The sequence below is a fragment of the Mesorhizobium sp. M0060 genome, assembly GCF_040323155.1.
In the GTDB taxonomy this organism is placed as follows: domain Bacteria; phylum Pseudomonadota; class Alphaproteobacteria; order Rhizobiales; family Rhizobiaceae; genus Mesorhizobium.
Genome location: NZ_JAMYUP010000016.1, coordinates 81932 through 106015, shown reverse-complemented (window position 1 = coordinate 106015; position 24084 = coordinate 81932). Strand labels below are relative to the sequence as shown.

The following is a 24084-nucleotide window of genomic DNA, read 5'->3' as shown; positions in this document are numbered from 1 at the left end:
CCACCAAGCCGCGAATCCAGCGCGGCCACCACGCTTGGTTTCGAGAACTCACTTCGCAGGCAGCGTTGCGGGAAGAATAATCTTGTCCGTCTTGTCGCCCTTCGGGCGATCGGCCGGCATCTGATCGCCGGTGACGATATAATAGATCGTCTCGGCGATGTTGGTGGCGTGGTCGCCGATGCGCTCGATGTTCTTGGCGCAAAACAGGAGATGAGTGCAGGGCGTGATGTTGCGTGGGTCTTCCATCATGTAGGTCAGCAACTCGCGAAACAGCGAGGTGTACATGGCATCGATCTGGTCGTCGCGGTCGCGCACGAAACCGATTTTCTCTACCGACCGCGACGCATAGACGTCGAGCACTTCCTTGAGCTGGGTCAGTGCCAGATTGGCCAAAGCCTCGAGGCCGCGGAACAGGCTGTTCGGCTGGCGCCCGTCGGCGACGGCAACCACCCGCTTGGCGATGTTCTTGCCGAGGTCGCCTACCCGTTCGAGGTCCGCCGAGATGCGGATCGCTCCGACGATCTCGCGCAAATCCGTCGCCATCGGCTGGCGCTTGGCGATGATGATGATCGCCTTGTCGTCGATCTCGCGCTGCCCCTCATCCAGAACCAGGTCGTCTCGAATGACTTTCTGGGCAAGCCCCGGATCCGCATTGACCAGCGCCGCGACCGCTTGCTCGACCATGCGCTCGGCATGGCCGCCCATCGCCGCGATGCGCTTCGACAGATATTTCAGCTCTTCGTCATAGGCGCTGACGATGTGCACGGACTGCATGGACGAATGCCTTCCCGGGATCTTCTGGTTGAGTCGCTCCCTCGAATCCCCGCTGATACGCTAGCCGGATGACAGAAAAAAGAAACGACCCATAATGTGTTAGATAGTACCGTGTCAGCGAGCCGGCAAATGAACCGAGAACGCCGCACCCTTGTCGACCTCCGACCTGATGGAGAGCCTGGCGTTGTGGCGCGTCAGGATATGCTTGACGATGGACAGGCCAAGGCCAGTGCCCTTCTGGGTCCGGCTGTTCTCGACATCGACACGGTAGAAGCGCTCGGTGATGCGCGGGATGTGTTCTTCGGGGATGCCGGGGCCGAAATCCCTGATGGTGACGTCGATGCCCGGTTCGGGATCGCCGTCGCCGCGCGTGATCGACACCACGACGCGTCCACCCGACTGGCCGTATTTGCAGGCGTTTTCCAGCAGGTTTTCGAAGACCTGGAAAAGCTCGTCCCGATCGCCAGGCACGCAGAGCGGCCCTTCCGCGAAATCCCGCTCGATGACGACACCGTTTTCCTTGGCCAGCGGCTCAAGCGAATCGATGACGCTGTCGATGGCCTGGCGCAGATCGACCTCGGTTCCCGGCTTGAGATAGGGCTTCATTTCCAGTCGCGACAGCGACAGGAGGTCGTCGATAAGACGCGCCATACGGCTGGTCTGGTTTTGCATGATCTGCAGGAACTGCTCGCGTGCCGCAGGGTCGTTGCGGGCCGGCCCGCGCAGCGTCTCGATGAAGCCGGCGATCGAGGCGAGAGGCGTGCGCAACTCGTGGCTGGCATTGGCAATGAAGTCGGCGCGCATCCTGTCGATCCGGCGTGCTTCGCTCTGGTCCTTGAACACCAGCACGTAGAGATCCGTGGCATGGCCGACAGAAGACGCACTCACCCGATAGGCTCGTTCGACAGGCAGCTTTTCGATGTAGTCGACGCTGTCCGAAGCGACGTTGCCCGACAGGATGCTGTCCAGCAAGGCCTGCATTTCCGGCGCGCGGAATTTCAGCGACAGCGACATGCCGGGGGCAATCCCGCCGAAGGCGGCAAAGGCGGCAGCGTTGGCATGGACGATGGTGGCGGAGCGATCGAAAATGATCAGCGGATCGGCAACCGCCGCCGCGAGATATTCGCCGGAAAGCCGTTGCAGGCCGCTCGCCTCGATGGCCGCAGCGCTTTCGGTGGATTGAGACGCGACGCCGGCCGGCAGCATCGCCGCTGCAACCAGTACGGCGCATGCCAGCAGCACCACATAGCCGGACATGCCTGCAAAACCATAGACCATCAGAACGGCGAGCAAGCCGGCCGCCAGCAGCCAGCGGCTGCTCCACAGCCGCATGGCGACGGCTTGCGCCTTGCTTTTCCGCCCTGTGCCGATGTCGGCCATTTGCGCTCCATCGCCTGCGCTCCGTCGGCCGGCAAGTTCAATAACTTCCTGCTGGACCGGCGCTGGAGCGCCGTGCGTCCAATTGGACGCACAAAGGACGCTCTACCACTTTTAGTCTGCTGCATCGTTCTTTCCGAAAATCGATTCCGATTTTCGGGCCGATGCAGTAAGGCTCCCAATAGCATGAGACCGGAAGCTGGAAAGGTTCGTCTCGATGAAAAACACCAAGGAAGACCCCGCTGCACCCTCATCGGGACCACTGAAGATCGCAATCGACGGCAAGGAGCGGGAGTTCGACATCGAGGCCCCGACGCTTCCCGACTGGGTCGAGGACCGCAAGCTGACCGCCGGCGGCTATCCCTACGACAAGAAGATGAAGAGCGAGGAGTATGAGGAGAGGCTAGAGCAACTGCAGATCGAGCTGGTTAAGGCGCAGGGATGGCTGCAGTCGACAGGCAAGCGGGTGATCTCGCTGTTCGAGGGACGCGACGCCGCCGGCAAGGGCGGCACGATCTTCGTTTTGCGCCAGTATCTGAACCCTCGCACGGCGCGCAACGTGGCGCTGACCAAGCCAACACCCACCGAGCTTGGACAATGGTACTTCCAGCGCTACGTCGACCACTTCCCGACGTCGGGCGAATTCGTCACCTTCGACCGCTCCTGGTACAACCGCGCCGGCGTTGAACCGGTGATGGGATTCTGCACGCCCGAGCAGCACGAGCAGTTTCTGGACGAGGTTCCGCATTTCGAACGGATGATCCGCAACGAGGGCATCTATTTCTTCAAATTCTGGCTGGACATCGGCAGGGAAACGCAGCTCGAGCGATTTCACGATCGTCGCTGGAGCCCGCTGAAGAACTGGAAGTTTTCACCGATCGACATCGCCGGCATCACCAAATGGGACGACTACACCAAGACGCGCGACCTGATGGTCGAACGCACGCACAAGGAGTTCGCGCCCTGGATCGTTGTGCGGGCGAACGACAAACGGCGCGCGCGGCTGGCCGTCATGCAGCGCATTCTCCTGTCGCTGCCGTATGACGGCCGCGACCTCGAGGTCATCGGCAAGGAGGACAAGAAGATCATCGGCGAAGGGCCGACTTTCCTCGAAAAATAAGCTCACCTCATCGATACGCGGCTCTCATGCCGCCAGCCGGGCAATTCGCTGCAGCCGCTTCAGCGTGGTGTCGTCCTGCAGCGCCTGCTGGAAAAGCGATATCTCCCGGTCGATGCGCTCGCAGAGCGCGCCAGTGTCGCCCCTGAGCAGGTCGCGCGTCTGCAGCAGCGCCGCGACCGGCTTCTTGGCGAGCTGCCTGGCTCTGGCAAAGGTGGCTTCCTCGACGCTGCCGTCCGTTACGATCTCGCCGACAAGGCCGAGCGCCCTGGCATCTTCGGCGGCAAGCGTGTCGCCCAGGCAGAAGAAGCGGAACGCACCGGCATAGCCAAGCTTCTGCGGCGCCAGGATGCTGGTGGCCGCGTCCGGCACCAGGCCGAAATCGACGAACGGCACCCGGAACGTGCTTTTGCTCGAGGCGATCACCATATCGCAGTGGAACAGGATGGTGCAGCCGACGCCGACGGCGTCGCCATCGACACAGGCAAGGACCGGTTTCGGGAACGTCGCCAGTGTTTGGAACATGTCGGTTACGGCCGCGATCAATCGCTGATGTTTGGTGGGGTCGAGAAATTCGGAAAAATCGCCGCCAAGGCAGAAGCAACCGGCCAGGCCGCGAAGGACCATGACGCGCACTTCGTCGTTGACGGCGGCTTCATGGAATGTTGTGGCCAAACTTTCATAGGCCCGCCTGTCCAGCACCGGGCGGCCGTCACCCGAGGATATCGTGACGATCAGCGTATGGTTGCGGAATTCTGTTTTTGAGTGAACGTTCATGGCCCTCTCCAATCTCACGAGGCGCGCCTCTGTCCGAGCATGTCCGGGTACCCTCTGGCCAGCACCGGCGCAAAGTGATTACGGCGCGAACGCACCACCTCAAGCGTGTGCTCGTTGAAGGTGAGCAGTGTGGCAACGACCTGCTGGTTGCCATAGGCGCGCTGGTAGCCAAGCGGCGTGGCCAGGAAGTGCAGCTGCAGCGCGCGAAGCACCCACATGGGCTCGAATTCGATAATCACCTGGTTGACGTTGCGCTTCAGACCCCACTCGACGAAGCCGGCAATCAACTCGGTGCCAACCGTCGACACCCCGCGCCGGCCGTCACGGAATCCCGGCGCAACAGCATAGCGGGTCAGTTCATAGACATTCGGGCCCGAAGGTGGGGTTCCCTCATAAAGGTCCGCCAGCACCTCGGTTAGAAGATGCGCCCGCGTCGTCGGCAACATCCGCTGGTAACCGGCGAGCTCGCCATTGCGGATGACGATCTGATGCACTGCCTCATCGTGGTCGAATTGATCGATCTCGAGGCCATCAGGGCGCTGCAGATCGGTCCATCCCATCTCTTCGACGAAAACTTTGTAGCGTAAACGATGAACTGCCTCCCAAAGGTCGGGGCGTTCCATCAATTCCTGTGTCGTGAGGGAAAAAAGCATTTGCCGTCTCCTAGGTTCAATAGGAAGATACGGCCGTGCTTTCCTGAGAAAATTACGCGATCGCGTAGGCAAGAATTTCTAGGCCGGCACGGCCGAGCTAGCTAATATAGCCGCGCCTTATCGCTTCCGCGACCGCCTGCACCCGATTGACGGCACCGAGTTTGCTTTTGGCGTTAAGAAGGTGTTTCTCTGACGTGTGTTCTGAAATGCCGAGAATCTGTGAAATCTCCCATTCGGACTTACCGACGGCGGCCCATTGCATGCATTCGCGCTCACGCGGCGTCAATTCGACGTGGTCGATGGTTTTGCCCGCCATGGTGTGGAGCTGCATGGCGCGGCCAATCGCATAAGTCGAGACCAGCGACACCAACCCGAAGTCGGCGCCCGACAATTCAACAGCCTCGCCGCCTAGCGACACCATTACGATCTGGCCATCGAGTGTGATCAGCGGGAAGGCCAACCCGTCGCGAAGCTTGAATTCGCCGGCGTCGCCCATCACCTCGCCGCCGCTCTTGCCGATGCGGATGCCCTGAGACGCTTCCCGCCACTGGAACGGCGCCTGAAGCTGCTTCATGTGACTGACGACGGGGTCATGATCGACGTAGTTGCGCGCAACGTAGCGCTCAAGCCATTCAGCCGGCCAGTCGCAAAGCAGCACATGGTCCTTTTGCTGGTTTTTCGGCGTGCCAGGTTGCGGAACCGTCCCGGCCATCAGCGCCGTCAGGCCGAATTCACTGGTTACCCCCAGCAGCTTTTCGCAGACCGCCGCCGCGGTGCCGGCGTGCTGCAACTGATCTATCAATTCCAGAGTGCGATCGAAATGACCCATCGCAACATCTACCCCATGTTGCCTTCCGCTCTTGAGACCAATGGCAGTGATCAATCCGCACTACGCCATCAACCCCGGACTGCAAAGCTGCTTCCTTTGTGCGCCCTACTGCTCCCTCTTCGGCCGGCATCACGCAGTCACTTGCAAACTCACTAAACAATATCCCTAAATTGCCGTGATGAAACCAAAAAGCGTTGTGCCTCTGTTATTTTCGTACGAAAAGCCGAGGCAAGACTGGACGGAGTCGTCGCGTGGCGTTTCGGTGCATATCCATTTCATTGATCTCGATGCTGATCGGAGTGCAATCGCTCGCGGGTGCTGCGCGCGCCGCGGAGCCGCAGGTGCCGGTGTTTTGGGACGCCAAGGTGCGGCTGCCAAAGCCGGACCTTTCGACGCTGCCGCGGCTGCGATTCCTGACCACCACCGATTTCCCACCCTTCAACTTTCTCGATGGGGCAGGCCGGCTGTCCGGCTTCCACGTCGATCTGGCGCGCGCTATCTGCGCCGAACTGGGCATTGCCGAAAAATGCCAGATCCAGGCGCTGCCCTGGGCCGAGCTCGAAGGCGCGCTGCAGAAAGGCGAAGGCGAAGCGATCATTGCCGGCATCGCCGCCACGCCGGAGTCGCGGTCGAAATACGCGTTTTCACGCTCCTACCTGCAGTTTCCGGCACGCTTCATCATGCTGAAGACACAGGCGCTGACCGAACCAATGTTCGACAGGCTGCGCAGCAAACGTGTCGGCGTGATCGCCGGCTCCGCGCATGAACGGATGCTGCGCGACTATTTCGGCGACGTCCAAATCGTCCCCTTCGCAAAGCCGGAGGAGCTTTATGGCGAGCTGAAAGCCGGCAAGATCGATGCCGCCTTCGGCGACGGCATGCGTTTCGCCTTCTGGCTCGGCGGTTCGGATGCGGCGGGCTGCTGCCGCTTTGCCGGCGGCCCCTATCTGGCGCCCGAATATCTCGGCTCGGGCATGGCGATCGCCACCAGGGCCGACGACCCGGCACTGGCCGCCGCATTCGACTACGCGCTGCAGGAAATTTCGGTGAAAGGCACGTTCGCCGAGTTCTATCTGCGCTATTTTCCGGTCAGCTTTTTCTGAGCTTAGACTGCCGGCTCAGGTCAGCGTGCGAAGGCGCGCCTTGGCGGCTCGCGCGATGGCGGCGACCGTCAGCGCATCAAGGTCGAGTTCCCGGCGGACGAGCTGCAGCACGCGCACCTCCTCCAGGCGCATTTCGAGATCGACGGCCGCAACCTCGAAGGCGGCGGCATAGGCGGTGTCATGCAAGCGTTCGGGCAGCGCCTCGGCGACACGCGCCAGGACGCCCTCCAGGCCGTCCTTTTCATGCAGCATTTTCTGGCAGGCCTGGGCGACCTCGACCAGCCGCTCCTGATTGAAATCCTCAAATACCGGCCAGGATCGAACGACGTCGCCGATCCGCGCCAGTTCGATGTCGGTCATGTCGCGGTCTGACGCCGAGGTGATGACCATCAGGTAGATCATGGCTTCGTGCGGCGGCAATGGCATTTACAACTCCTTGAGATGGGTCCCGAAGTTAGGAACGAGGGACCGGCGCCGCAAGGAAAAAGAGCCGCGATCGTTGACGCTCCGGTCAGGCCCTGGAGCTGATCCACCCTGAGAGGTGTCGGAATGGCTCTATCTTCTTGTTTGGCCATGGTCTTACCCGGAACCGGGTTCCACTTTTCGGGATCATGGTCTAGAGCATGCGGCTGCCGGCACGGATGCCGGCAAAGTTGCAGGAAATAGCATCATGGCCGGACAACAGCCGATCGATCTCAGCCCAGAAGTCCTTACCGCCGCCGCCGAAAGCAAGGCGTGGCCGTTCGAGGAAGCGAAAAAGATCGTCGCCCGCTACGCAAGCAGCGGCTACCCGGAAACGGTGCTGTTCGAGACCGGCTACGGCCCGTCCGGCCTGCCGCATATCGGCACGTTCGGCGAGGTGGCGCGCACATCTATGGTGCGTCATGCCTTTCGCGTGCTGACCGAAGACAAGGTCAAGACGCGGCTGCTGTGCTTCTCCGACGACATGGACGGATTGCGCAAGGTGCCGGACAATGTGCCTAACAAGGACATGCTGCGCGCCTATCTCGGCAAGCCGCTGACCAGGATACCGGACCCTTTCTCCAACGAGTATCCGTCCTTCGGCGCCGCCAATAATGCACGGTTGCGCGCTTTCCTCGACCGTTTCGGCTTCGATTACGAATTCGCTTCCTCGACCGACTATTATACTTCCGGCCGCTTCGACGCGACGTTGCTCAAGATGCTCGAGCGCTTCGACAAGGTGATGGCAATTATGCTGCCGTCGCTGCGTGAGGAGCGGGCGCAGAGCTATTCGCCCTTCCTGCCGATCCATCCCAAGACCGGCATCGTCATGCAGGTCGCGATCGACGAGCGCAAGCTCGACGCCGGCACCGTCGTGTGGCGCGACCCGGCCACCGGCGAGCGCTTCGAGACGCCGGTGACCGGCGGTCACGCCAAGCTGCAATGGAAGCCTGACTGGGCGATGCGCTGGGCGGCACTCGGCGTCGATTACGAGATGTCCGGCAAGGATCTGATCGATTCCGTCAAGCTCGCCGGGCAGATTTGCCGCGCCCTCGATGCTCCGGCGCCGGAGGGCTTCAATTATGAGCTGTTCCTCGACGAGCACGGCCAGAAGATCTCGAAATCGAAGGGCAATGGGCTGACCATCGACGAGTGGCTGACTTATGCCCCGACCGAGAGCCTTAGCCTTTATATGTTCCAGCGCCCGCGAACCGCGAAGAAGCTCTATTTCGACGTCATCCCGAAGGCGGTAGACGAGTATTACACGTTCCTATCTGCTTATCAGAAGCAGGAGTGGAAAGAGCGCCTGGGCAATCCGGTCTGGCACATGCATGACGGCAATCCGCCCGTCATCGACCTGCCGGTATCGTTCGCGCTGCTGCTCAACCTGGTCAGTGCCTCGAATGCCCAGAACAGGGACGTGCTGTGGGGCTTCATTTCGCGCCACGCGCCGGGTGTGACGCCGGCAACCCACCCCGAACTCGACCGGCTGACCGAATATGCGATCCGCTATTTTGACGATTTCGTGAAGCCGGCCAAAGTGTACCGTGCCGCCGAGGCGGTCGAGCGCGAGGCGCTGACCAAGCTTTCGGAAGCGCTCGCCGCGCTGCCGGCCGACGCCGATGGCGAGGCGATCCAGAACGCTGCCCTCAATGTCGCGCGCAAGATCGAGCGCTACCAAGATCATTCGAAGCAGAGCCCGGAGGGCGGGCCCGGCGTCTCCGTCGCCTTCTTCCAGATGATCTATCAGGTGCTGATAGGTCAGGAACGCGGGCCGCGCTTCGGCTCCTTCGCCGCGCTCTACGGCATTGCCGAAACGCGTGAGCTCATTCAGCGGGCGCTGGCTGGTCAGCTGGCGGCTTGAGGACGCCGTCCTGCTCCTCCAGGATCGAGCCCGGCGCCACAGGCGCGAACCGCGACGCAGCCGGGAGCGGCGGCAGGCCTGAAACGCTCGGCGCCGGCCCGAAGACGCCCTTTTTCGCTGCACGCGCCTTCTCGCCGGCTTCTGTGTAAGCGCTACCTTTGGCGGCGCGCGCCCAGCCGTTTTCGACCAACCATTGGCCGATATCCTGATTGCCGATCCGGCACTCGGCGGCGATCAGGTCACGGCCGCCTTCGGGCGGCACCGTACAGACCACCGCGCGACCGCGCAGAAAAGCGCGGAAGGCCGTTCGCGCCCGGACGCCACAACTCCAGGACTTGCCGCTGTCGGTGCAAGTCTCGTCCTGCTTGACGATGTCGATACCGGAAACCGCAATCGCGTAGCCCTTTGCCTCGATGACCCCGGCGGCCGGCGCGACGGGCTGAAACAGTTTCATGCCTTTCCCGTCCTCCGGCATTTTCGTTTTTGGCGGCTTGGGCGGTCCGGCCAATGCCAGATCGCTCAACGGGGCGCGCGGCTCGATCCGTTCAAGCTCGTCGGAACCGAGCTGCGGCGGCACCACGATTTCCGGATCGATTGCCCTCGAATGCGCCGCCTGCTTGGCCGCCTCTGGTTTCGGGATGGCCGACGTAGCCGGCGCGGCGGGCTGCGGTTCAGCGCTGACCTGGATTTGCTCCCCGGGGCCGCCGCTTGCGTTCTGGACGGCGCGGCCGCCGGCGACAATTGCCGTGGCCATCGCCGGGATCGCCAGAACAGCCAAGGCAAGGTGAGGCAGACGCACCGGCGCGCCCTACTGGCTTGCCCAGACAATCCGCGCCACCCATTCGACATCGCGCATGGGGATGTCGCGGTCCGGGTGATCGGGATTGAGGGAGACCAGCGCGATCGACTTAGGTGTCTGGCGGTCGAGCACCTTGGCCATCACCTCGCCGGCATTGGTCTTGACGACGACGCGATCGCCCTTTCGTATGACAGCCCCCGGCTCGACGATCAGGACATCGCCATTGCGGTAGAGCGGCAGCATGGAATCGCCCTGGACCTTCAAGGCATAGGAGGTTTCGGTCGCCCGTGCGGGGAGTTCGATCAGGTCCCATCCCTGCCCCGCCGGAAATCCGGCGTCGTCGAAGAAGCCACCGGCGCCGGCCTGGGCGAAGCCGAGCAGCGGCACCGACGATTTCTGCACGGGCAGTGCGCCGGATGTACCCCGGCCTTCGACCAGCCCCGCAAATTCATCCAGCGAGGCGCCGGTCGCCTCGATGATCTTGGCCAGCGATTCGGTCGACGGCCAGCGCGGCCGCCCATCCGAGGACAGCCGCTTCGATTTGTTGAAGGCGGTCGAGTCGAGGCCAGCGCGCCTGGCCAGGCCGGAGGCCGAAAGCGAGTAACGCTCGGCGAGAGCGTCGATGGCGGCCCATACGCGGTCATGCGAGAGCACCTTGCTCTCCTTCGAAACAGGAAAAAATACCTTCCCTGTTCTACCCCCTGGCCGCCATCTTGTCCACCGCCGAAGACGGCGTCACGCCGCCTCCTTGGCCTCGTTCCTGGTATAAGGATCGAAGCGCTCATAGAAGGTCTCGCCCTTCTCGGCCATGTCGAGCAGCAGCTTCGGCGCCTTGAACTCGGCGCCGTATTTCTTCTGCAGGCCCTTGGCGATGTTGGCGAATTTCTTCACGCCGATGCCGTCGATGTAGGACAGTGCACCGCCTGTATAGGGCGCGAAGCCGAAGGCCAGGATAGAGCCGACATCGGCCTCGCGCGGATCGGTAACGATGCCCTCCTCCATCACCCGTACCGCCTCAAGCGCTATGGTGACCAGCAGCCGCTGCTTCAGCTCCTCATAGTCGACCTTCTCCGCCGCCAACTGCGGGTAGAGATCCCTGAGGCCTGGCCACAGCTTCTTCTTGGCCGGTTTTGCGGGATAGTCGTAAAAGCCTTTGCCGTTCTTGCGGCCCAAGCGACCATGCGTGTCGACCATCGTGTTGATCAGCGCCATCTGCTTCGGGTCGACCGCCTTGGCGCCGAGATCGCGCATGGTCTGCTTCATGATCTTCTGGGCAAGGTCGATCGCAGTCTCGTCGGTCAACGCCAGAGGACCGACCGGCATGCCGGCGGCCTTGGCCGCATTTTCGATCATCGGCGCCGGAACACCTTCGATCAGCATCTTGTAGGCTTCCGACATGTAGCGCAGCACGCAGCGATTGACATAGAAACCGCGCGTGTCGTTGACGACGATCGGCGTCTTCTTGATGGCGCGGACGAAGTCGATCGCGGTGGCCAGCGCCTTGTCGCCGGTCTTCTTGCCGAGGATGATCTCGACGAGCATCATCTTGTCGACCGGCGAGAAGAAATGAATGCCGATGAAATTCTTCGGCCGCGCCGAATTCCTGGCCAGCGATGTAATTGGGATGGTCGACGTGTTCGACGCGAAGATTGCCGACGGCTTCAGCACCGCCTCGGCCTGTTCGGTGGCATCCTTCTTAACGGCCGAATCCTCGAACACCGCCTCGACCACAAGATCGCAGCCGGCAAGATCGGCGTAATCGGCCGTCGGCGTGATCAGCGACAGCAGCTGGTCTTTGTCCTGCGGCTTGGCACGGCCCTTCTTCACCTGATCCGAGATCAGGTTGTCGGAATGCGCTTTGCCCTTGGTGGCGGACTCCATGTCGCGGTCGAGCAGCACCACCGGAATGCCGGCCTTGGCCGTCACATAGGCGATGCCGGCGCCCATGAAGCCGGCACCGAGCACGCCGATCTTCTTGAACTTCGTTTCCGGCACGCCGGCCGGGCGGCGCGCACCCTTGTTCAGTTCCTGGAGCGACACGAACAACGAGCGGATCATCGCTGCCGCTTCCCTGGTCTGCATGATCTCGGTGAAATAGCGCTGCTCGATTCGCAAGGCGGTGTCGAACGGCACCAGGAGGCCCTCATAGACGCATTTCAGGATGGCGGCAGCGGCGGGATAATTGCCATAGGTCTCGCGGCGCAGGATGGCGATGGCCGGCGGCCACAGATTGGCACCGGCCATCGAATAGATCGGAGCGCCGGGCAGCTTGAAGCCCTTCTCATCCCACGGCGCCACCGGTTTCAAGCCGTTCCTGATCATCGCCTTGGCGGTTTCGACCAGCTTGTCCGGCTCGGCAATCTCATGGATCAGGCCCATTGACTTGGCCTTCTGCGGCGATAGCGTCTGGCCGGAGGTCAGCATTTGCAGCGCCTGCTGCTGGTCGGTCAGCCGCGGTACGCGCTGGGTGCCGCCGGCGCCCGGAAAAATGCCGATCTTCACTTCGGGAAGCGCCATCCTCACTTTGTCGGAATCGGCCGCGACACGGCCATGGCAGGCGAGCGACAATTCGAACGCGCCGCCCATGCAGGTGCCGTTGATCGCCGAAACCCACGGCTTGCCCGAGGTTTCCAGCTTACGGAACAGGCCGTTCATAGTGCCCGCATTATCGAATAGCGCCTTGGTCGCCTTCTCTGTGTCCTTCACCTTGTCGGCGGCGAAGGTCGCCAGCATCTTCTGCAGCATGGTGATGTCGGCGCCGCCCGAGAACGTATCCTTGCCTGAGGTGATCACCGCACCCTTGATTGCCGCGTCGCCCGCCACCTTGTCGACGATGGCGTTCAGTTCGAGCATCACCTCTTCGGTGAAGACGTTCATCGAACGGTCCGGCATGTCCCAGGTAATCATCGCAATGCCGTCGGCGTCGATGTCGAGGGTGAAATTGGTGTAGCTCATCATGTCTCTCCGTCAGACGCGTTCGATGATCGTTGCGGTGCCCATGCCGGCGCCGATGCAAAGCGTCACCAGCGCAGTGTTCAGGTCGCGGCGTTCCAATTCGTCCAGCACCGTACCGAAGATCATCGCACCGGTGGCGCCGAGCGGATGGCCCATGGCGATGGCGCCGCCATTGACGTTGATCCGGTCATGCGGAATGTCGAAAGCCTGCATGTAGCGCAGCACCACCGAAGCGAACGCCTCGTTGAGCTCGAACAGGTCGATGTCCGACAGCTTCATCTTCGCCCGCTTCAACAGCTTCTCGGTGACGTCGACCGGGCCGGTCAGCATCAGCACCGGTTCGGAGCCGATGTTGGCGAAGGCACGGATGCGCGCGCGGGGCTTGAGACCGAGCGTCTTCCCCGCCTTTTTCGAGCCGAGCAGGACGGCGGCCGCACCATCGACGATGCCGGACGAATTGCCGGCATGGTGGACGTGGTTGACCTCTTCCACCTCGGGATGCTTCTGCACGGCGACGGCGTCGAAGCCGCCCATTTCGCCTGGCATGACGAAGGACGGGTTGAGCGCGGCCAGCGACTGCATGTCGGTCGAAGGCCGCATGTGTTCGTCGTGGTCGAGGATGGTCAGGCCGTTCTGGTCCTTGACCGAGATCACCGACTTCTTGAAGCGGCCCTCTCCCCACGCCTTGGCGGCGCGCTTCTGGCTTTCGACCGCGTAGGCATCGACGTCGTCGCGCGAAAAACCGTATTTGGTGGCGATCAGATCGGCCGATATGCCTTGCGGCACGAACCAGCCGGGCAGGCCGACCGAGGGATCCATAAACCAGGCGCCACCGGAGGCACCCATGCCGACGCGCGACATTGATTCGACGCCACCGGCAATGACGATCTCGTCGGCACCTTGCGCGATCTTGGCGGCGCCGAAATTGATGGCGTCCAGGCCCGAGGCACAGAAGCGCGATATCTGCATGCCGGGCGCCTTGGTGTCGTAGCCCGCCTCGAAAGCGGCGGCACGTGGAATGACCGCACCCGCCTCGCCAACTGGATCGACACAACCGAAGATGATGTCGTCGACGGTGCCGGTGTCCAGCCCGTTGCGGTCGCGGATGGCTTCGAGCACCTTGGCACCGAGCCGCACCGCCGGCACTTCGTGCAGCGAGCCATCCTTCTTGCCCCTGCCGCGCGGCGTGCGCACGGCATCATAGACATAAGCTTCGGCCATTTTCCTGCTCCTTGGGTTTGCTGAAAAATCGCTCAGAGCGAGCGCCCGATCAGCAATTTCATGATCTCGTTGGTGCCGCCGTAGATGCGCTGGACGCGGGCGTCGCGGAACATGCGGGCGATCGGATATTCATTCATGTAGCCATAGCCGCCATGCAATTGAAGGCATTCGTCGACGACTTTTCCCTGCAGGTCGGACAACCAGTATTTGGCCATCGAGGCCGTCACCGGGTCGAGGCCACCGTTAATGTGGCGGGCAACGCAGTCATTGTAGAAGACGCGGCCGATGGTCGCCTCGGTCTTCAATTCGGCAAGCTTGAACTGGGTGTTCTGGAATTCGATGATGGCCTTGCCGAAGGCCTTGCGCTCCTTGACGTAGTCGATGGTAAGAGCCAGCGCCCGCTCGACCATGGCGATAGCTGTGGTGCCGATCTGCAGCCGCTCCTGCGGCAATTGCTGCATCAGGTGGACGAAGCCCTGGCCTTCCTCGCTGCCGAGCAGGCTCGAGGTCGGCACACGCACGTCGTTGAAGAATAGTTCCGACGTGTCGTTGGCCTTGAGGCCGATCTTGTCGAGGTTGCGGCCGCGCTCGAAGCCCGCCACCTCGTCGGTCTCGACGACGATCAGCGAGATGCCCTTGGCGCCCTTCTCAGGATCGGTTTTGGTAACGACGATGATGAAATTGGCGAGCTGGCCGTTGGTGATAAAGGTCTTCGAGCCGTTGAGCTTGTATTGGTTGCCGTCCTTCTCGGCCCGCGTTTTGACGCCCTGCAGGTCGGAGCCCGCACCCGGCTCGGTCATGGCGATGGCGCCGATCAGCTCGCCGGTCGCCAGCCTCGGCAGCCATTTCTTCTTCTGCTCCTCCGAGCCGTAATGGAGGATGTAGGGGGCGACGATCGAATTGTGCAGGCCAATGCCGAACCCGTCGACGCCGACATGGCCGATCGCCTCGATAATGGCGCTCTCATGCGCGAAGGTGCCGCCCGAGCCGCCATATTCCTCCGGTATCGAGGCGCAGAGCAGGCCGGCAGCACCGGCCTTCAGCCAGCTTTCGCGATCGACCATCTCGTTCTTCTCGAACTCGTCGTAACGCGGCGCGATCTCTTCCGACATGAAGCGGTGCGCCATGTCGTAGAGCATGCCGACCTCGTCCGCCGCCCAGGCGGGCTTGGGGAGACCGAGGATTTCGGCGGGACTGGTCATGTTTATTCTCTGATCCTCCTTCCAAGCACGCCGCCAGAATTGAGGCTGGCGCGCTGCCGTGGCGACCCCTCCCGGCCGCTTCGCGGCCACCCTCCCGTCGAGGGGAAGGGGGACGTCGAACTTAGAACGCTTCGGCCGGCAGTGCCATCAATGTGTCGCCGCCGCTGGAGATGCGGGCAAGGTGCGCCGCCGTCTCCGGCATGATCCGCTCCATGAAGAAGCGCGCCGTCACCAGCTTGCTGTCGTAGAAGGCCGAGGAACCGTCGGCGCCATTTGCCAATTTCGCCCCGGCAGCCTTGGCCATCTGCGCCCACATGTAGCCCAACGCCACGAGGCCGAAGAGATGCATGTAGTCGGTCGAGGCGGCACCGGCGTTGTCGGGCTTGGCCATGCCGTTCTGCACCAGCCACATCGTCGCGGCCTGCAGGTCGTTGAGGCCCTTCTTCAGCGCCTTGGTGAAGGGCGCCATCTTCTCATCAGCGCGGTTCTCCTCGCAGAACTCGCCGACCTCCTTGAAGAAGGCCTGCACGGCGCGGCCGCCGTTCAAGCCGAGCTTGCGGCCGACAAGGTCGAGCGCCTGGATGCCGTTGGCGCCCTCGTAGATCATGGCAATGCGGGCATCGCGCACGAACTGGCTCATGCCGTGCTCTTCGATATAGCCGTGGCCGCCGAAAACCTGCTGCGCCATTACCGCATGATCGAAACCCTTGTCGGTGAGCACGCCCTTGACCACCGGCGTCATCAGGCCGGTGTAGTCGTCGGCGGCAAGGCGGTCCTTGTCGTCACCGGAGCGGTGAGCAATGTCGGACTTGATCGCCGTCCACAGCGCCAGCGCCCGACCGGCCTCGTTGAAGGCCTTCATGGTCATCAGGCTGCGGCGGATGTCCGGATGGACGATGATCGGATCGGCCTTCTTGTCCGGTTCTTTCGGCCCCGACAGCGAGCGGCCCTGCAGGCGATCCTTGGCGTAGGAAACCGCATTCTGGTAGGCGACCTCCGACAGCGAAAGTCCTTGCAGGCCGACGCCGAGCCGCGCCTCGTTCATCATGGTGAACATGGCTTTCAGCCCGCCATTGGCCTCGCCGAGCAGCGTGCCTTCCGCCTCGTCGTAATTCATGACACAGGTCGAATTGCCATGGATGCCCATCTTCTCCTCGATCGAGCCACAGGAGACGGTATTCTTCTCGCCCGGATTGCCTGATGCATCGAGCATGAGCTTCGGCACGATGAACAGCGAAATGCCCTTCACGCCATCCGGCGCGCCCTCGATGCGGGCCAGCACGAGGTGGACGATGTTGTCCGACATGTCATGCTCGCCGGCCGAGATGAAGATCTTCTGGCCGGAAATCTTGTAGGTGCCGTCGCCATTGGGGACGGCCTTGGTGCGCAGCAGGCCGAGATCGGTACCGCAGTGCGGCTCGGTCAGGTTCATGGTGCCGGTCCAGGTGCCCTCGACCAGCTTCGGCAGCCATGTCGCTTTCTGCTCTTTGGTGCCATGGGTGATGATCGCAGCGATCGCGCCCTGCGTCAGGCCGGCATACATCATCAGCGACATATTGGCCGACACCATATATTCGGCAACCGCAGTGTGCACCGCGTAGGGCAAGCCTTGTCCGCCAAACTCGACAGGTGCGGCGAGCCCCATCCAGCCGCCTTCGCGATACTGGTCGAAGGCTTGCTTGAAGCCTTTCGGCGTCGTTACCGAGCCGTCGTCATGGCGCACGCAGCCTTCAATGTCGCCAACGCGGTTCAGCGGCTGCATCACGTTTTCGGCGAGCTTCGCCCCTTCGGCAAGGATTGCCTCGAGCACATCCGGCGTGGCGTCGGAAAATCCGGGAAGATTGGAATAGCGCTGATACCTCAGCACTTCGTTCAGCACGAACAGCGTGTCCCGGACCGGCGCCCTGTAGATCGGCATACGTTTTCCTCCACCATGCGGTCTTGGCCCCGAAATCAGCCCCGGTATATGAGGATAGCAGGCGGACCAAACGTTACGGGTCGAGATAACAAATATTGACGTTTGCGTAAACGTCAATTCTGCGATGCAGCGAATTTTCTCCCGCGCTCAGGACGGCAAACGACGAAGAACCGCGCAGCAAAAGCCGCGCGGTTCTCATTCGTCAGAAATCGACAGGTTTAGTTTAGCTCGCCACGCTGGCCTGCGGCGCCGAGCGCTCGATCAGCATTTGCCGGACGGTCGACATCGAGGCACTCAGTTCGCTGATCGCGTCGTCGATCAGCGCCCGCTGCTTCTGCAGGCGGGCAAGCTGCTTCTCCGACTTGTCAAGCGCCAACCGCAACTGCTTGGTGTTGGAGCCGTTCGGATCGTATAGGTCCATCATCTGCTTGACGTCACGCAGCGAGAACCCGACCTTGCGGCCGAGCAAGATCAGTTTCAGCCGGGCCCTGTCGCGGCGGGTATAGAGACGGGTCGAGCCGTCACGCTGCGGGTTGAGAAGACCCTTGTCCTCATAGAAACGCAACGTACGCAGCGTCACCCCGTATTTCTTGGCCATTTCGCCGATGCGGACAAGCTCTTCACCGGCTTCGCTCGACATATCGTTGGTGTTGGCCGCGGCTTGGCCGGGCGAAATAAGTTTCATGGTCACTGGCTTTCCCCGTCTGGTGGCGTCGCGGTCGCGGACCTTGCGTCGCCTGAGTGAAAGCGGGGGCGTGCTTCCACTCGTGGTTTCAACAAACAAATCGCAAACGGCGTAATCCGCTCGTTTACGTTTACGTCAATGCTATATCGATAGCCGCCTCACGACGCAAGAGCGTTCTGGGCTTAGAACTTTATGCCGCAGCGGCTATCGGACGATCCCGAAAATCGCAGTCGATCTCGAAAAGGACCCTGCGGCAGATCAAAATTCTACAGCGTCCTTTGTGCGTCCAAAAAGACACGCGGGGCCATCGGAAGCCAGTCGACAAAGTTGCAACTTCTTAAGCTTGGTTAACGCGTTGTTTACCACGTTGGGGCGAAATGTGCGCATGTCGGTTACCCGTGTCTATCCTGTATTGAATTTTTCACGGTTTTTCGGAGCGCGGGTAAGACCCGGGAAGCTCGTCTTCCACTGCAACAAGCCAAGCGGTCGCCTTCGTCCCGGCAGGACTTTGGGAACCTGGTGAAAGCCAGCAATTCTGAAACGGGCGCATTGATGAACAGCAAGCGGTCCTACCTCGATACACTCAACGCCGGCAGGCAACGCAGGCCGCACACGACGCTTGAAGAGCTCAACCGCTCGCTGGAAACTCTGGAGCAGCGGCTGGAGCGGACGCGCGAGGAGACGGCAAGCCGCCCCGATCTACGCCGACCAGCGGCAGAACCGCGCTATCCCAGTGCCCAACCCTATGGCCAGCAACGCCTGTATGAGGACCCGCGCGAGGCGCAGCGGCCGAAAGGTCCGGCAGCGACTTTCGACCAGAATTACCAGGCGATCGCCCGCGATATCGACCGGGTGCGCGGCCAGGAGGACGGCGTCGCCCTGGCCGGCAAGATCGCCGGCGAACTGCGCGGCCTGCGCGAAGAGCTGCGCCAGCAGATGACCTCCGGCCTGCAAAGCGAGTTCGACGCACTGCGCAAGAATATTGAGCGGGCCTTCCAGTCAAATGGCGGCGGCAAGCGCAGCGCCGAACTCGGCGTCGAGTTCGAGCGGCTTTCCGGCGCCATCCAGACACTGGCCGAAAAAAGCGACGACAGAAGCGTCAATATGCTGCGGCTCGAGCTTGAGCAGGTCAAGGCCGCTCTCGACACGCTGGCGCGCGAGGAGAGCGTGCAGGCGGTCGGCCGCCGCTGGGACGATTTCGACCGCCGCTGGAGCGCCTTCGAGGACCGCGTCGACGCCGATCAGCGCAAGCGGTCCGACGCGCCCGGCCTGTCGGCGCTGACCGAGCGGCTCGAACAGATCAGCAATGCCGTCAGCAATCTGCCGGAATCGCTGTCGCTGCGCTCGCTCGAGGAAAAGGTCCGCACGCTTGCCGGAGCGGTCGATCATTTCGCCCGCCAGCAGGACAATCGCGGCAGCGACACATTCAGCCAGATCGACGAGCGGCTCGACGAGATTTCCCGCGCGATCGTCGCCTCGACGGTTGCCGCGCAAGCCAATTCGTTCGACCCGGAGCCCTTCGAACGCATCGAGAAGCGGATTGATTCTCTGGCCCAGCAAATCGAAGAAGTGTCGCAAGATCGTCCGGGCCGGGAGGTCATCGACCGCCTCAACACATTGTCGAGCCGCGTGGACGAGCTGGCCGGCCGAGCCAATCTGCCGGAACAGGCGATGGAACGCCTTGCCAGGCAAGTCGCGCTTATCGCCGACAAGATCGACCACGCACCTGCCATGCCCGACGCCGACTACATCTTCCAGGGGCTCGAGCAGCGCTTCGACGTGCTGTCCAGCATGATGGAACGTCGCCAGGGCGACGCCATCGAACAAGGCAACATGCTGTTTCGCGATCTCGAGCGCCGGCTGGACGAGGTCGCCGACAGGCTGGACCAGCGCATGCCGCAGGTCGACAGCGCCGGCATCATGGATGCCATCGACGCCCGCTTCACCGCGCTGGCCAAGCGGATGGAGACGCGCGTTCCAGATCCTGCCAACGAGGCGGCGATCCGCGGCCTGGAGAGCCGGCTCGAAGACATCTCAAGCCGACTGGATTCGTCCGCGGCACAAGTCGCCAGCATCGACCCGGCGTTGATCCGCAGCCTCGAAGCGCAGGTCGCCGGCCTGACGGCGCATCTTTCCAAGCCCGGCACGCCGCTGCCGGAATTCGACGACATCAGCCCGCGTCTCAACGAAATCGAGAAGTCGCTGGCCGGAACCCGCGATTCCATCCTCGGCGCGGCGCGCGAGGCAGCCGAGAGCGCCGTCCGCTCGCTGGCCGGATCAAGCGCCAACACGGCGGCCGTTACCGGCCTCGCCCAGGATCTGAAGACGCTCGAGGCGCTGACGCGCCGTTCGGACGAGCGCAATTCGAGGACGTTCGAGGCTATCCACGATACGCTGCTCAAGATCGTTGACAGGCTTGGTTCACTCGAGACAGGCGAACCGGCAAGCGCCGAGTTGAGCAAACGCTCCGGCCGGGTATCCAAGATCTCGGTGCAGGACGCACCGTCGATGGACATCGACCAGCCGCTGCCGTTAACGGGCAACATGGCCGATCTCGACGGCCGCGCCGCGGCGCTCGTGCGCGACGAGCCAGGTCCGCGTACGCCGGCCGAGGCCGCCGCTGCAGCCGCCCTGGCGGCTCTCGGCTCAGACACGACGCGTGAAAAAACCGAGCAGGGCGGCGGCAGGAAATCGATGTTAGGCGGGCTGGCGCGCGCCTTGAAGGGCAAGAAGGAGGCCGAGATGCCGCCGCTTGCCGGCTCGGCGGCGAGCGCCGAGATACCGAGCGTCGATCTCGACGAGCCCCTCGACCCCAAGCTCGCCAACCGGCCACTGGAACCCGGCTCCGGTGCACCCGATCTCAACGCCATCATGAAGCGTGTGCGCGACGAGCGCGGGCAGCCGGCCCGGGAAGGCGGCGCCGAAGCGGCGAAATCGGACTTCATCGCGGCAGCCAGACGGGCGGCACAAGCGGCGGCCGCCGAGGCGGACGCCCTCAAGCGCCAGTCGACGATGAAAGGCCCGGTCAAGGCGCTCAGGATCGGCGACCTGCTCAAGGCGCGGCGCAAACCGATCCTGATGGGGGCAATTGCGATCATGCTGGCGCTTGCCGGCCTGCAACTGGGCAAGGCCTTCTTCTCCGACCCGGTCGAAGTCGCCAGCAATGATGCGGCGCCGCCCGTGGCCGCACAGCCGGTGAAGACTGCATCGGCCAGCGTTGCCAGCGAGCCGAAGGCGGACGCGCAGACGGCAGCGCAGGATAGCGCGCCGTCCCCCACCGTCAGGCAGGCAGACCCATCCACTGCGATGACCAAGGACGACGCGGCGGCGCAAACCGCCCCCGCCACGCCGGCAACCGAAGCATCGACGGCGCCCGCGGCCTCCGCGGCAGCTCCTGACCTGGCGGCGCCAGACACCACGGCCGCAGTGCCCGCGCCGGCAGCGGCGACGGCCAGCGACGCCGAGCCAATGGCTGCCGCGCCTGCTACCACCACCGCTGCGGCGCAGGACACGACCGGCACGGTGCCGCCGGCGGATGCTGCCGCGGCGGCAGGCGTTGCCAAGATCGACGTTCCGGCCGGTGTCGGTCCGGCCGCCCTGCGCGATGCAGCGGCCGGCGGCGACGCCAAGGCGCTGTTCGAGATCGGCTCGCGCTACGCCGAGTCGCGCGGCGTCAAGGAAGACATGGCGGCGGCCGCCAAATGGTATGAGAAGGCTGCCGAACTCGGTTTCGCACCGGCAGAATACCGCATCGGCAATTTCTACGAGAAGGGCATCGGCGTCGCACGCGACATCAAGAAAGCGAAGACCTGGTATCAGCTTGCCGCAGAGCAGGGCAACGCCAGCGCCATGCACAACCTGGCCGTGCTGTTTGCGATGGCGGCGGATGGCGTGACCGACAATGAATCGGCCGCGCACTGGTTCCAGGCGGCGGCCGATCTCGGCGTCAAGGACAGCCAGTTCAATCTCGGCATTCTGGCGGCGAAAGGCGTCGGCATGAAGCAGAACCTCGAGGAGAGCTACAAATGGTTCGCGCTCGTCGCCAAGGCCGGCGACAAGGATGCTGCGGCCAAGCGCGACGAAATCGCCAAGGCGCTGAGGCCCGAGCAGTTGGAGCGTGCGCGGGCCGCGGCTGAGCTGTGGAAGGCCAAGCCGCTCGATCCGGCAGCCAATTCGGCCGACATTCCTGAATCGTGGCAGGACGGCACGCCACAGACGACCGCCGGCATCGACATGAAGAAAGCGGTCCAGAACATCCAGCGCATTCTCAACAAGAACGGCTACGAAGCCGGCAACCCCGACGGCATGATGGGCCAGAAAACCAAGAACGCGATCATGGCCTTCCAGACCGACAACGACATGAAGGCAACCGGCGCGATCGACGAAAAACTGGTCAAGGCGCTGCTTGCGCGCAAATAACGGCAGATGCGTCGTTTCCGCGACGCCCTTGCCACAGATTTGCCTGTTAACTGATTGAGTTGTTTTTTGTTTCGGCGGCGCAGCGAAGTTTGACTTCACCGCCCGGCCGGCGCAAGAACGAGATACCCTTCTGACGCAAAATGCCCGCAACGGTTGCATTCGCCAGGAGGCAAACTGATCGAGACTGACGGGTGGGCATCTATCTCCCGATCGCGGAAATTTCCGTCAACGTCTTCGTGCTGCTGGCCATGGGTGCGGCGGTGGGTTTCCTGTCGGGCATGTTCGGCGTGGGCGGCGGCTTTCTCATCACCCCGCTGTTGATCTTCTATAATATACCGCCGGCGATCGCGGTCGCCACCGGCGCCAACCAGGTCATCGCTTCCTCCTTCTCCGGCGCCTTGTCGCACATGAAGCGCGGCACGCTCGACTTCAAGCTTGGCGGCGTGCTTTTGGCCGGCGGCATCGTTGGCTCGACCGGCGGCATCTATGTCTTTGCGTTCCTGCGCCGACTCGGCCAGCTCGACCTGTTCATCTCGCTGCTCTACGTCGTGCTGCTCGGCACCGTCGGCGGGCTGATGCTGGTCGAGAGCGTCAATGCGCTGCGCGCCACCCGCAGCGGCGCCGCACCGGTGTTGAAGAAATCCGGCCAGCACAATTGGATCCACCGCCTGCCGCTGAAGATGCGGTTCAGGGCCTCGAAGCTCTTCGTCAGCGTCATTCCGGTTCTTGGCCTGGGCGCGGCGATCGGCTTTCTGTCGTCGATCATGGGTGTCGGCGGCGGCTTCATCATGGTGCCGGCCCTGATCTATCTTTTGAAAGTGCCGACCAACGTCGTCATCGGCACCTCGCTGTTCCAGATCATCTTCACCTCGGCCTACACCACGCTGGTCCACGCCACCACCAACCAGACGGTCGACGTCATGCTCGCCTTCCTGTTGATGGCAGGCGGTGTCGCCGGCGCGCAATATGGCGCCAAGGCCGGTCAGAGGTTGCGCGGCGAGCAACTCAGGGCGCTGCTGGCGTTGCTGGTGCTGGCGGTCGCCATCCGGCTCGCCATCGGTCTTTTCGTCACGCCGCCCAATCTCTATTCGCTGTCCGGCGTGGGCCTGAGCTGATGGCTGGCTTGAGGACGATCGCGGCCGCCGCCTTGCTGTCGCTGCTGGCCGCTGCGTCACCGGTAAAGGCGCAGACGCCACTAACCGAAAATATCCAGATCGGCCTTTCCACCGACAATGTCTCGATTACCGCCGGCTTTTCCGGCGCCGACCTGACCATCTTCGGCTCGCTGGAAAATGCCGATCCGCTTGTCGCGCGGCAAGGGCGCTACGACGTGATCGTCGTGCTGGAAGGTCCGGCCCGGCCAGTCGTCGTGCGCCGCAAGGACCGGGTGCTCGGCGTCTGGGTCAATCTGGAGTCGGAGACCTTCGAAAACGTACCGGTCTCCTATTCGGTGGCGACGACGCGGCCGCTGCAGGACGTCACCGATCCGAACAGCTACAAGCAGCTGTCGCTCGGCGCCTCCAACCTCTATTTGCAGCCGGCCGACGCCGGCGACAGCCCGGCGACAATCGAGGAATTCACCGCCGCGCTGCGCGAACGCAAGGCGGCGACCGGCCTCTACAGCGAGAATGTCGGCGGCGTTCAGTTCCTGTCGCAGAACCTGTTCCGGGCCACCGTCAGGCTTGCTCCCAACGTTCCAGTCGGCACCCACAAGGCCCGCGCCTTCCTGTTCAAGAGTGGCCTGTTCATCAAGGAAAGTTCCGCCCAGCTCGAAATCCGCAAGTCCGGTTTCGAACAGTCGATCTTCCGCGTCGCGCACGACTATTCCTTCCTCTACGGTGTCTTTGCCGTGTCGCTAGCCATGTTGACGGGCTGGCTCGGAAGGCTGGTCTTCAGGAAAGACTAAACTCTCGTAAAAGTGGTTTCCCT

Annotated in this window: 19 protein-coding genes; 6 read left to right on the top strand and 13 right to left on the bottom strand. The window is 62.8% G+C overall.

Going from position 1 to position 24084, the window contains the following annotated elements:
- Window positions 1-48: 48 nt before the first annotated feature.
- On the bottom strand, window positions 49-774 hold the full coding sequence (phoU, locus tag NKJ94_RS17655) for a phosphate signaling complex protein PhoU (protein WP_352526793.1): 726 nt from the start codon (window positions 772-774) through the stop codon (window positions 49-51).
- A 114-nt stretch (window positions 775-888) separates the two neighbouring features.
- Window positions 889-2154 carry a sensor histidine kinase gene (locus NKJ94_RS17650; RefSeq protein WP_352526792.1) on the bottom strand — a complete coding sequence of 422 codons (1266 nt, stop codon included), beginning with the start codon at window positions 2152-2154 and terminating at the stop codon, window positions 889-891.
- Between the two features lie 214 nt (window positions 2155-2368).
- Here NKJ94_RS17650 and ppk2 point away from each other — a divergent pair, with 214 nt between their 5' ends.
- Window positions 2369-3271 (top strand): polyphosphate kinase 2, encoded by a 903-nt coding sequence (gene ppk2, locus NKJ94_RS17645; RefSeq protein WP_352526791.1) that lies wholly within the window; start codon window positions 2369-2371, stop codon window positions 3269-3271.
- A gap of 24 nt (window positions 3272-3295) precedes the next feature.
- On the opposite strand, the gene NKJ94_RS17640 is transcribed toward ppk2, so the two are convergent.
- The 3 genes from NKJ94_RS17640 to NKJ94_RS17630 form a co-directional block, all read right to left on the bottom strand.
- Window positions 3296-4045 (bottom strand): enoyl-CoA hydratase-related protein, encoded by a 750-nt coding sequence (locus NKJ94_RS17640; protein ID WP_352526790.1) that lies wholly within the window; start codon window positions 4043-4045, stop codon window positions 3296-3298.
- Between the two features lie 14 nt (window positions 4046-4059).
- Window positions 4060-4698 (bottom strand): acyl-homoserine-lactone synthase, encoded by a 639-nt coding sequence (locus tag NKJ94_RS17635; RefSeq protein WP_352784017.1) that lies wholly within the window; start codon window positions 4696-4698, stop codon window positions 4060-4062.
- Between the two features lie 97 nt (window positions 4699-4795).
- Complete coding sequence (locus tag NKJ94_RS17630) at window positions 4796-5527, bottom strand: helix-turn-helix transcriptional regulator (RefSeq protein WP_352526788.1); 732 nt, start codon at window positions 5525-5527, stop codon at window positions 4796-4798.
- A 251-nt stretch (window positions 5528-5778) separates the two neighbouring features.
- On the opposite strand from NKJ94_RS17630, the gene NKJ94_RS17625 reads away from it, so the two are divergent.
- Window positions 5779-6630, top strand: coding sequence for an ABC transporter substrate-binding protein (locus NKJ94_RS17625; protein WP_352776092.1), 852 nt, complete (start codon window positions 5779-5781; stop codon window positions 6628-6630).
- 15 nt (window positions 6631-6645) lie between these two features.
- On the opposite strand, the gene NKJ94_RS17620 is transcribed toward NKJ94_RS17625, so the two are convergent.
- Window positions 6646-7056: a tellurite resistance TerB family protein gene (locus NKJ94_RS17620; protein ID WP_352526787.1), complete on the bottom strand. Its 411-nt coding sequence runs from the start codon at window positions 7054-7056 to the stop codon at window positions 6646-6648.
- A 244-nt stretch (window positions 7057-7300) separates the two neighbouring features.
- On the opposite strand from NKJ94_RS17620, the gene NKJ94_RS17615 reads away from it, so the two are divergent.
- Window positions 7301-8956 carry a lysine--tRNA ligase gene (locus NKJ94_RS17615; protein ID WP_352526786.1) on the top strand — a complete coding sequence of 552 codons (1656 nt, stop codon included), beginning with the start codon at window positions 7301-7303 and terminating at the stop codon, window positions 8954-8956.
- Here NKJ94_RS17615 and NKJ94_RS17610 read toward each other — a convergent pair.
- The 7 genes from NKJ94_RS17610 to NKJ94_RS17580 form a co-directional block, all read right to left on the bottom strand.
- Window positions 8919-9755, bottom strand: coding sequence for a thermonuclease family protein (locus NKJ94_RS17610; RefSeq protein WP_352526785.1), 837 nt, complete (start codon window positions 9753-9755; stop codon window positions 8919-8921). The genes NKJ94_RS17615 and NKJ94_RS17610 overlap by 38 nt on opposite strands.
- 9 nt (window positions 9756-9764) lie before the next feature.
- Window positions 9765-10409, bottom strand: coding sequence for a S24 family peptidase (locus tag NKJ94_RS17605; protein ID WP_352526784.1), 645 nt, complete (start codon window positions 10407-10409; stop codon window positions 9765-9767).
- Between the two features lie 81 nt (window positions 10410-10490).
- Window positions 10491-12710 (bottom strand): 3-hydroxyacyl-CoA dehydrogenase NAD-binding domain-containing protein, encoded by a 2220-nt coding sequence (locus NKJ94_RS17600; protein ID WP_352526827.1) that lies wholly within the window; start codon window positions 12708-12710, stop codon window positions 10491-10493.
- Window positions 12711-12722: 12 nt separating this feature from the next.
- Window positions 12723-13931, bottom strand: a complete 1209-nt coding sequence (locus NKJ94_RS17595) for an acetyl-CoA C-acetyltransferase (protein ID WP_352526783.1) — start codon at window positions 13929-13931, stop codon at window positions 12723-12725.
- 32 nt (window positions 13932-13963) lie between these two features.
- A complete protein-coding gene (locus tag NKJ94_RS17590; RefSeq protein ID WP_352526781.1) occupies window positions 13964-15133 on the bottom strand; it encodes an acyl-CoA dehydrogenase family protein in 1170 nt (389 codons plus the stop codon).
- A 121-nt stretch (window positions 15134-15254) separates the two neighbouring features.
- Entirely contained in the window at window positions 15255-17051 is a 1797-nt protein-coding gene (locus tag NKJ94_RS17585) for an acyl-CoA dehydrogenase (RefSeq protein WP_352526779.1), read from the bottom strand.
- Window positions 17052-17274: 223 nt separating this feature from the next.
- Window positions 17275-17736, bottom strand: a complete 462-nt coding sequence (locus NKJ94_RS17580) for a MerR family transcriptional regulator (RefSeq protein ID WP_023719513.1) — start codon at window positions 17734-17736, stop codon at window positions 17275-17277.
- Between the two features lie 552 nt (window positions 17737-18288).
- On the opposite strand from NKJ94_RS17580, the gene NKJ94_RS17575 reads away from it, so the two are divergent.
- The 3 genes from NKJ94_RS17575 (at window position 18289) to NKJ94_RS17565 (ending at window position 24061) form a co-directional block, all read left to right on the top strand.
- Window positions 18289-22155, top strand: coding sequence for a peptidoglycan-binding protein (locus tag NKJ94_RS17575; RefSeq protein WP_352526777.1), 3867 nt, complete (start codon window positions 18289-18291; stop codon window positions 22153-22155).
- 191 nt (window positions 22156-22346) lie between these two features.
- Window positions 22347-23270 (top strand): sulfite exporter TauE/SafE family protein, encoded by a 924-nt coding sequence (locus NKJ94_RS17570; RefSeq protein WP_352526775.1) that lies wholly within the window; start codon window positions 22347-22349, stop codon window positions 23268-23270.
- Entirely contained in the window at window positions 23270-24061 is a 792-nt protein-coding gene (locus NKJ94_RS17565) for a TIGR02186 family protein (protein WP_352526773.1), read from the top strand. Before NKJ94_RS17570 ends, NKJ94_RS17565 begins: the two co-directional genes overlap by 1 nt.
- Window positions 24062-24084 lie beyond the last annotated feature (23 nt).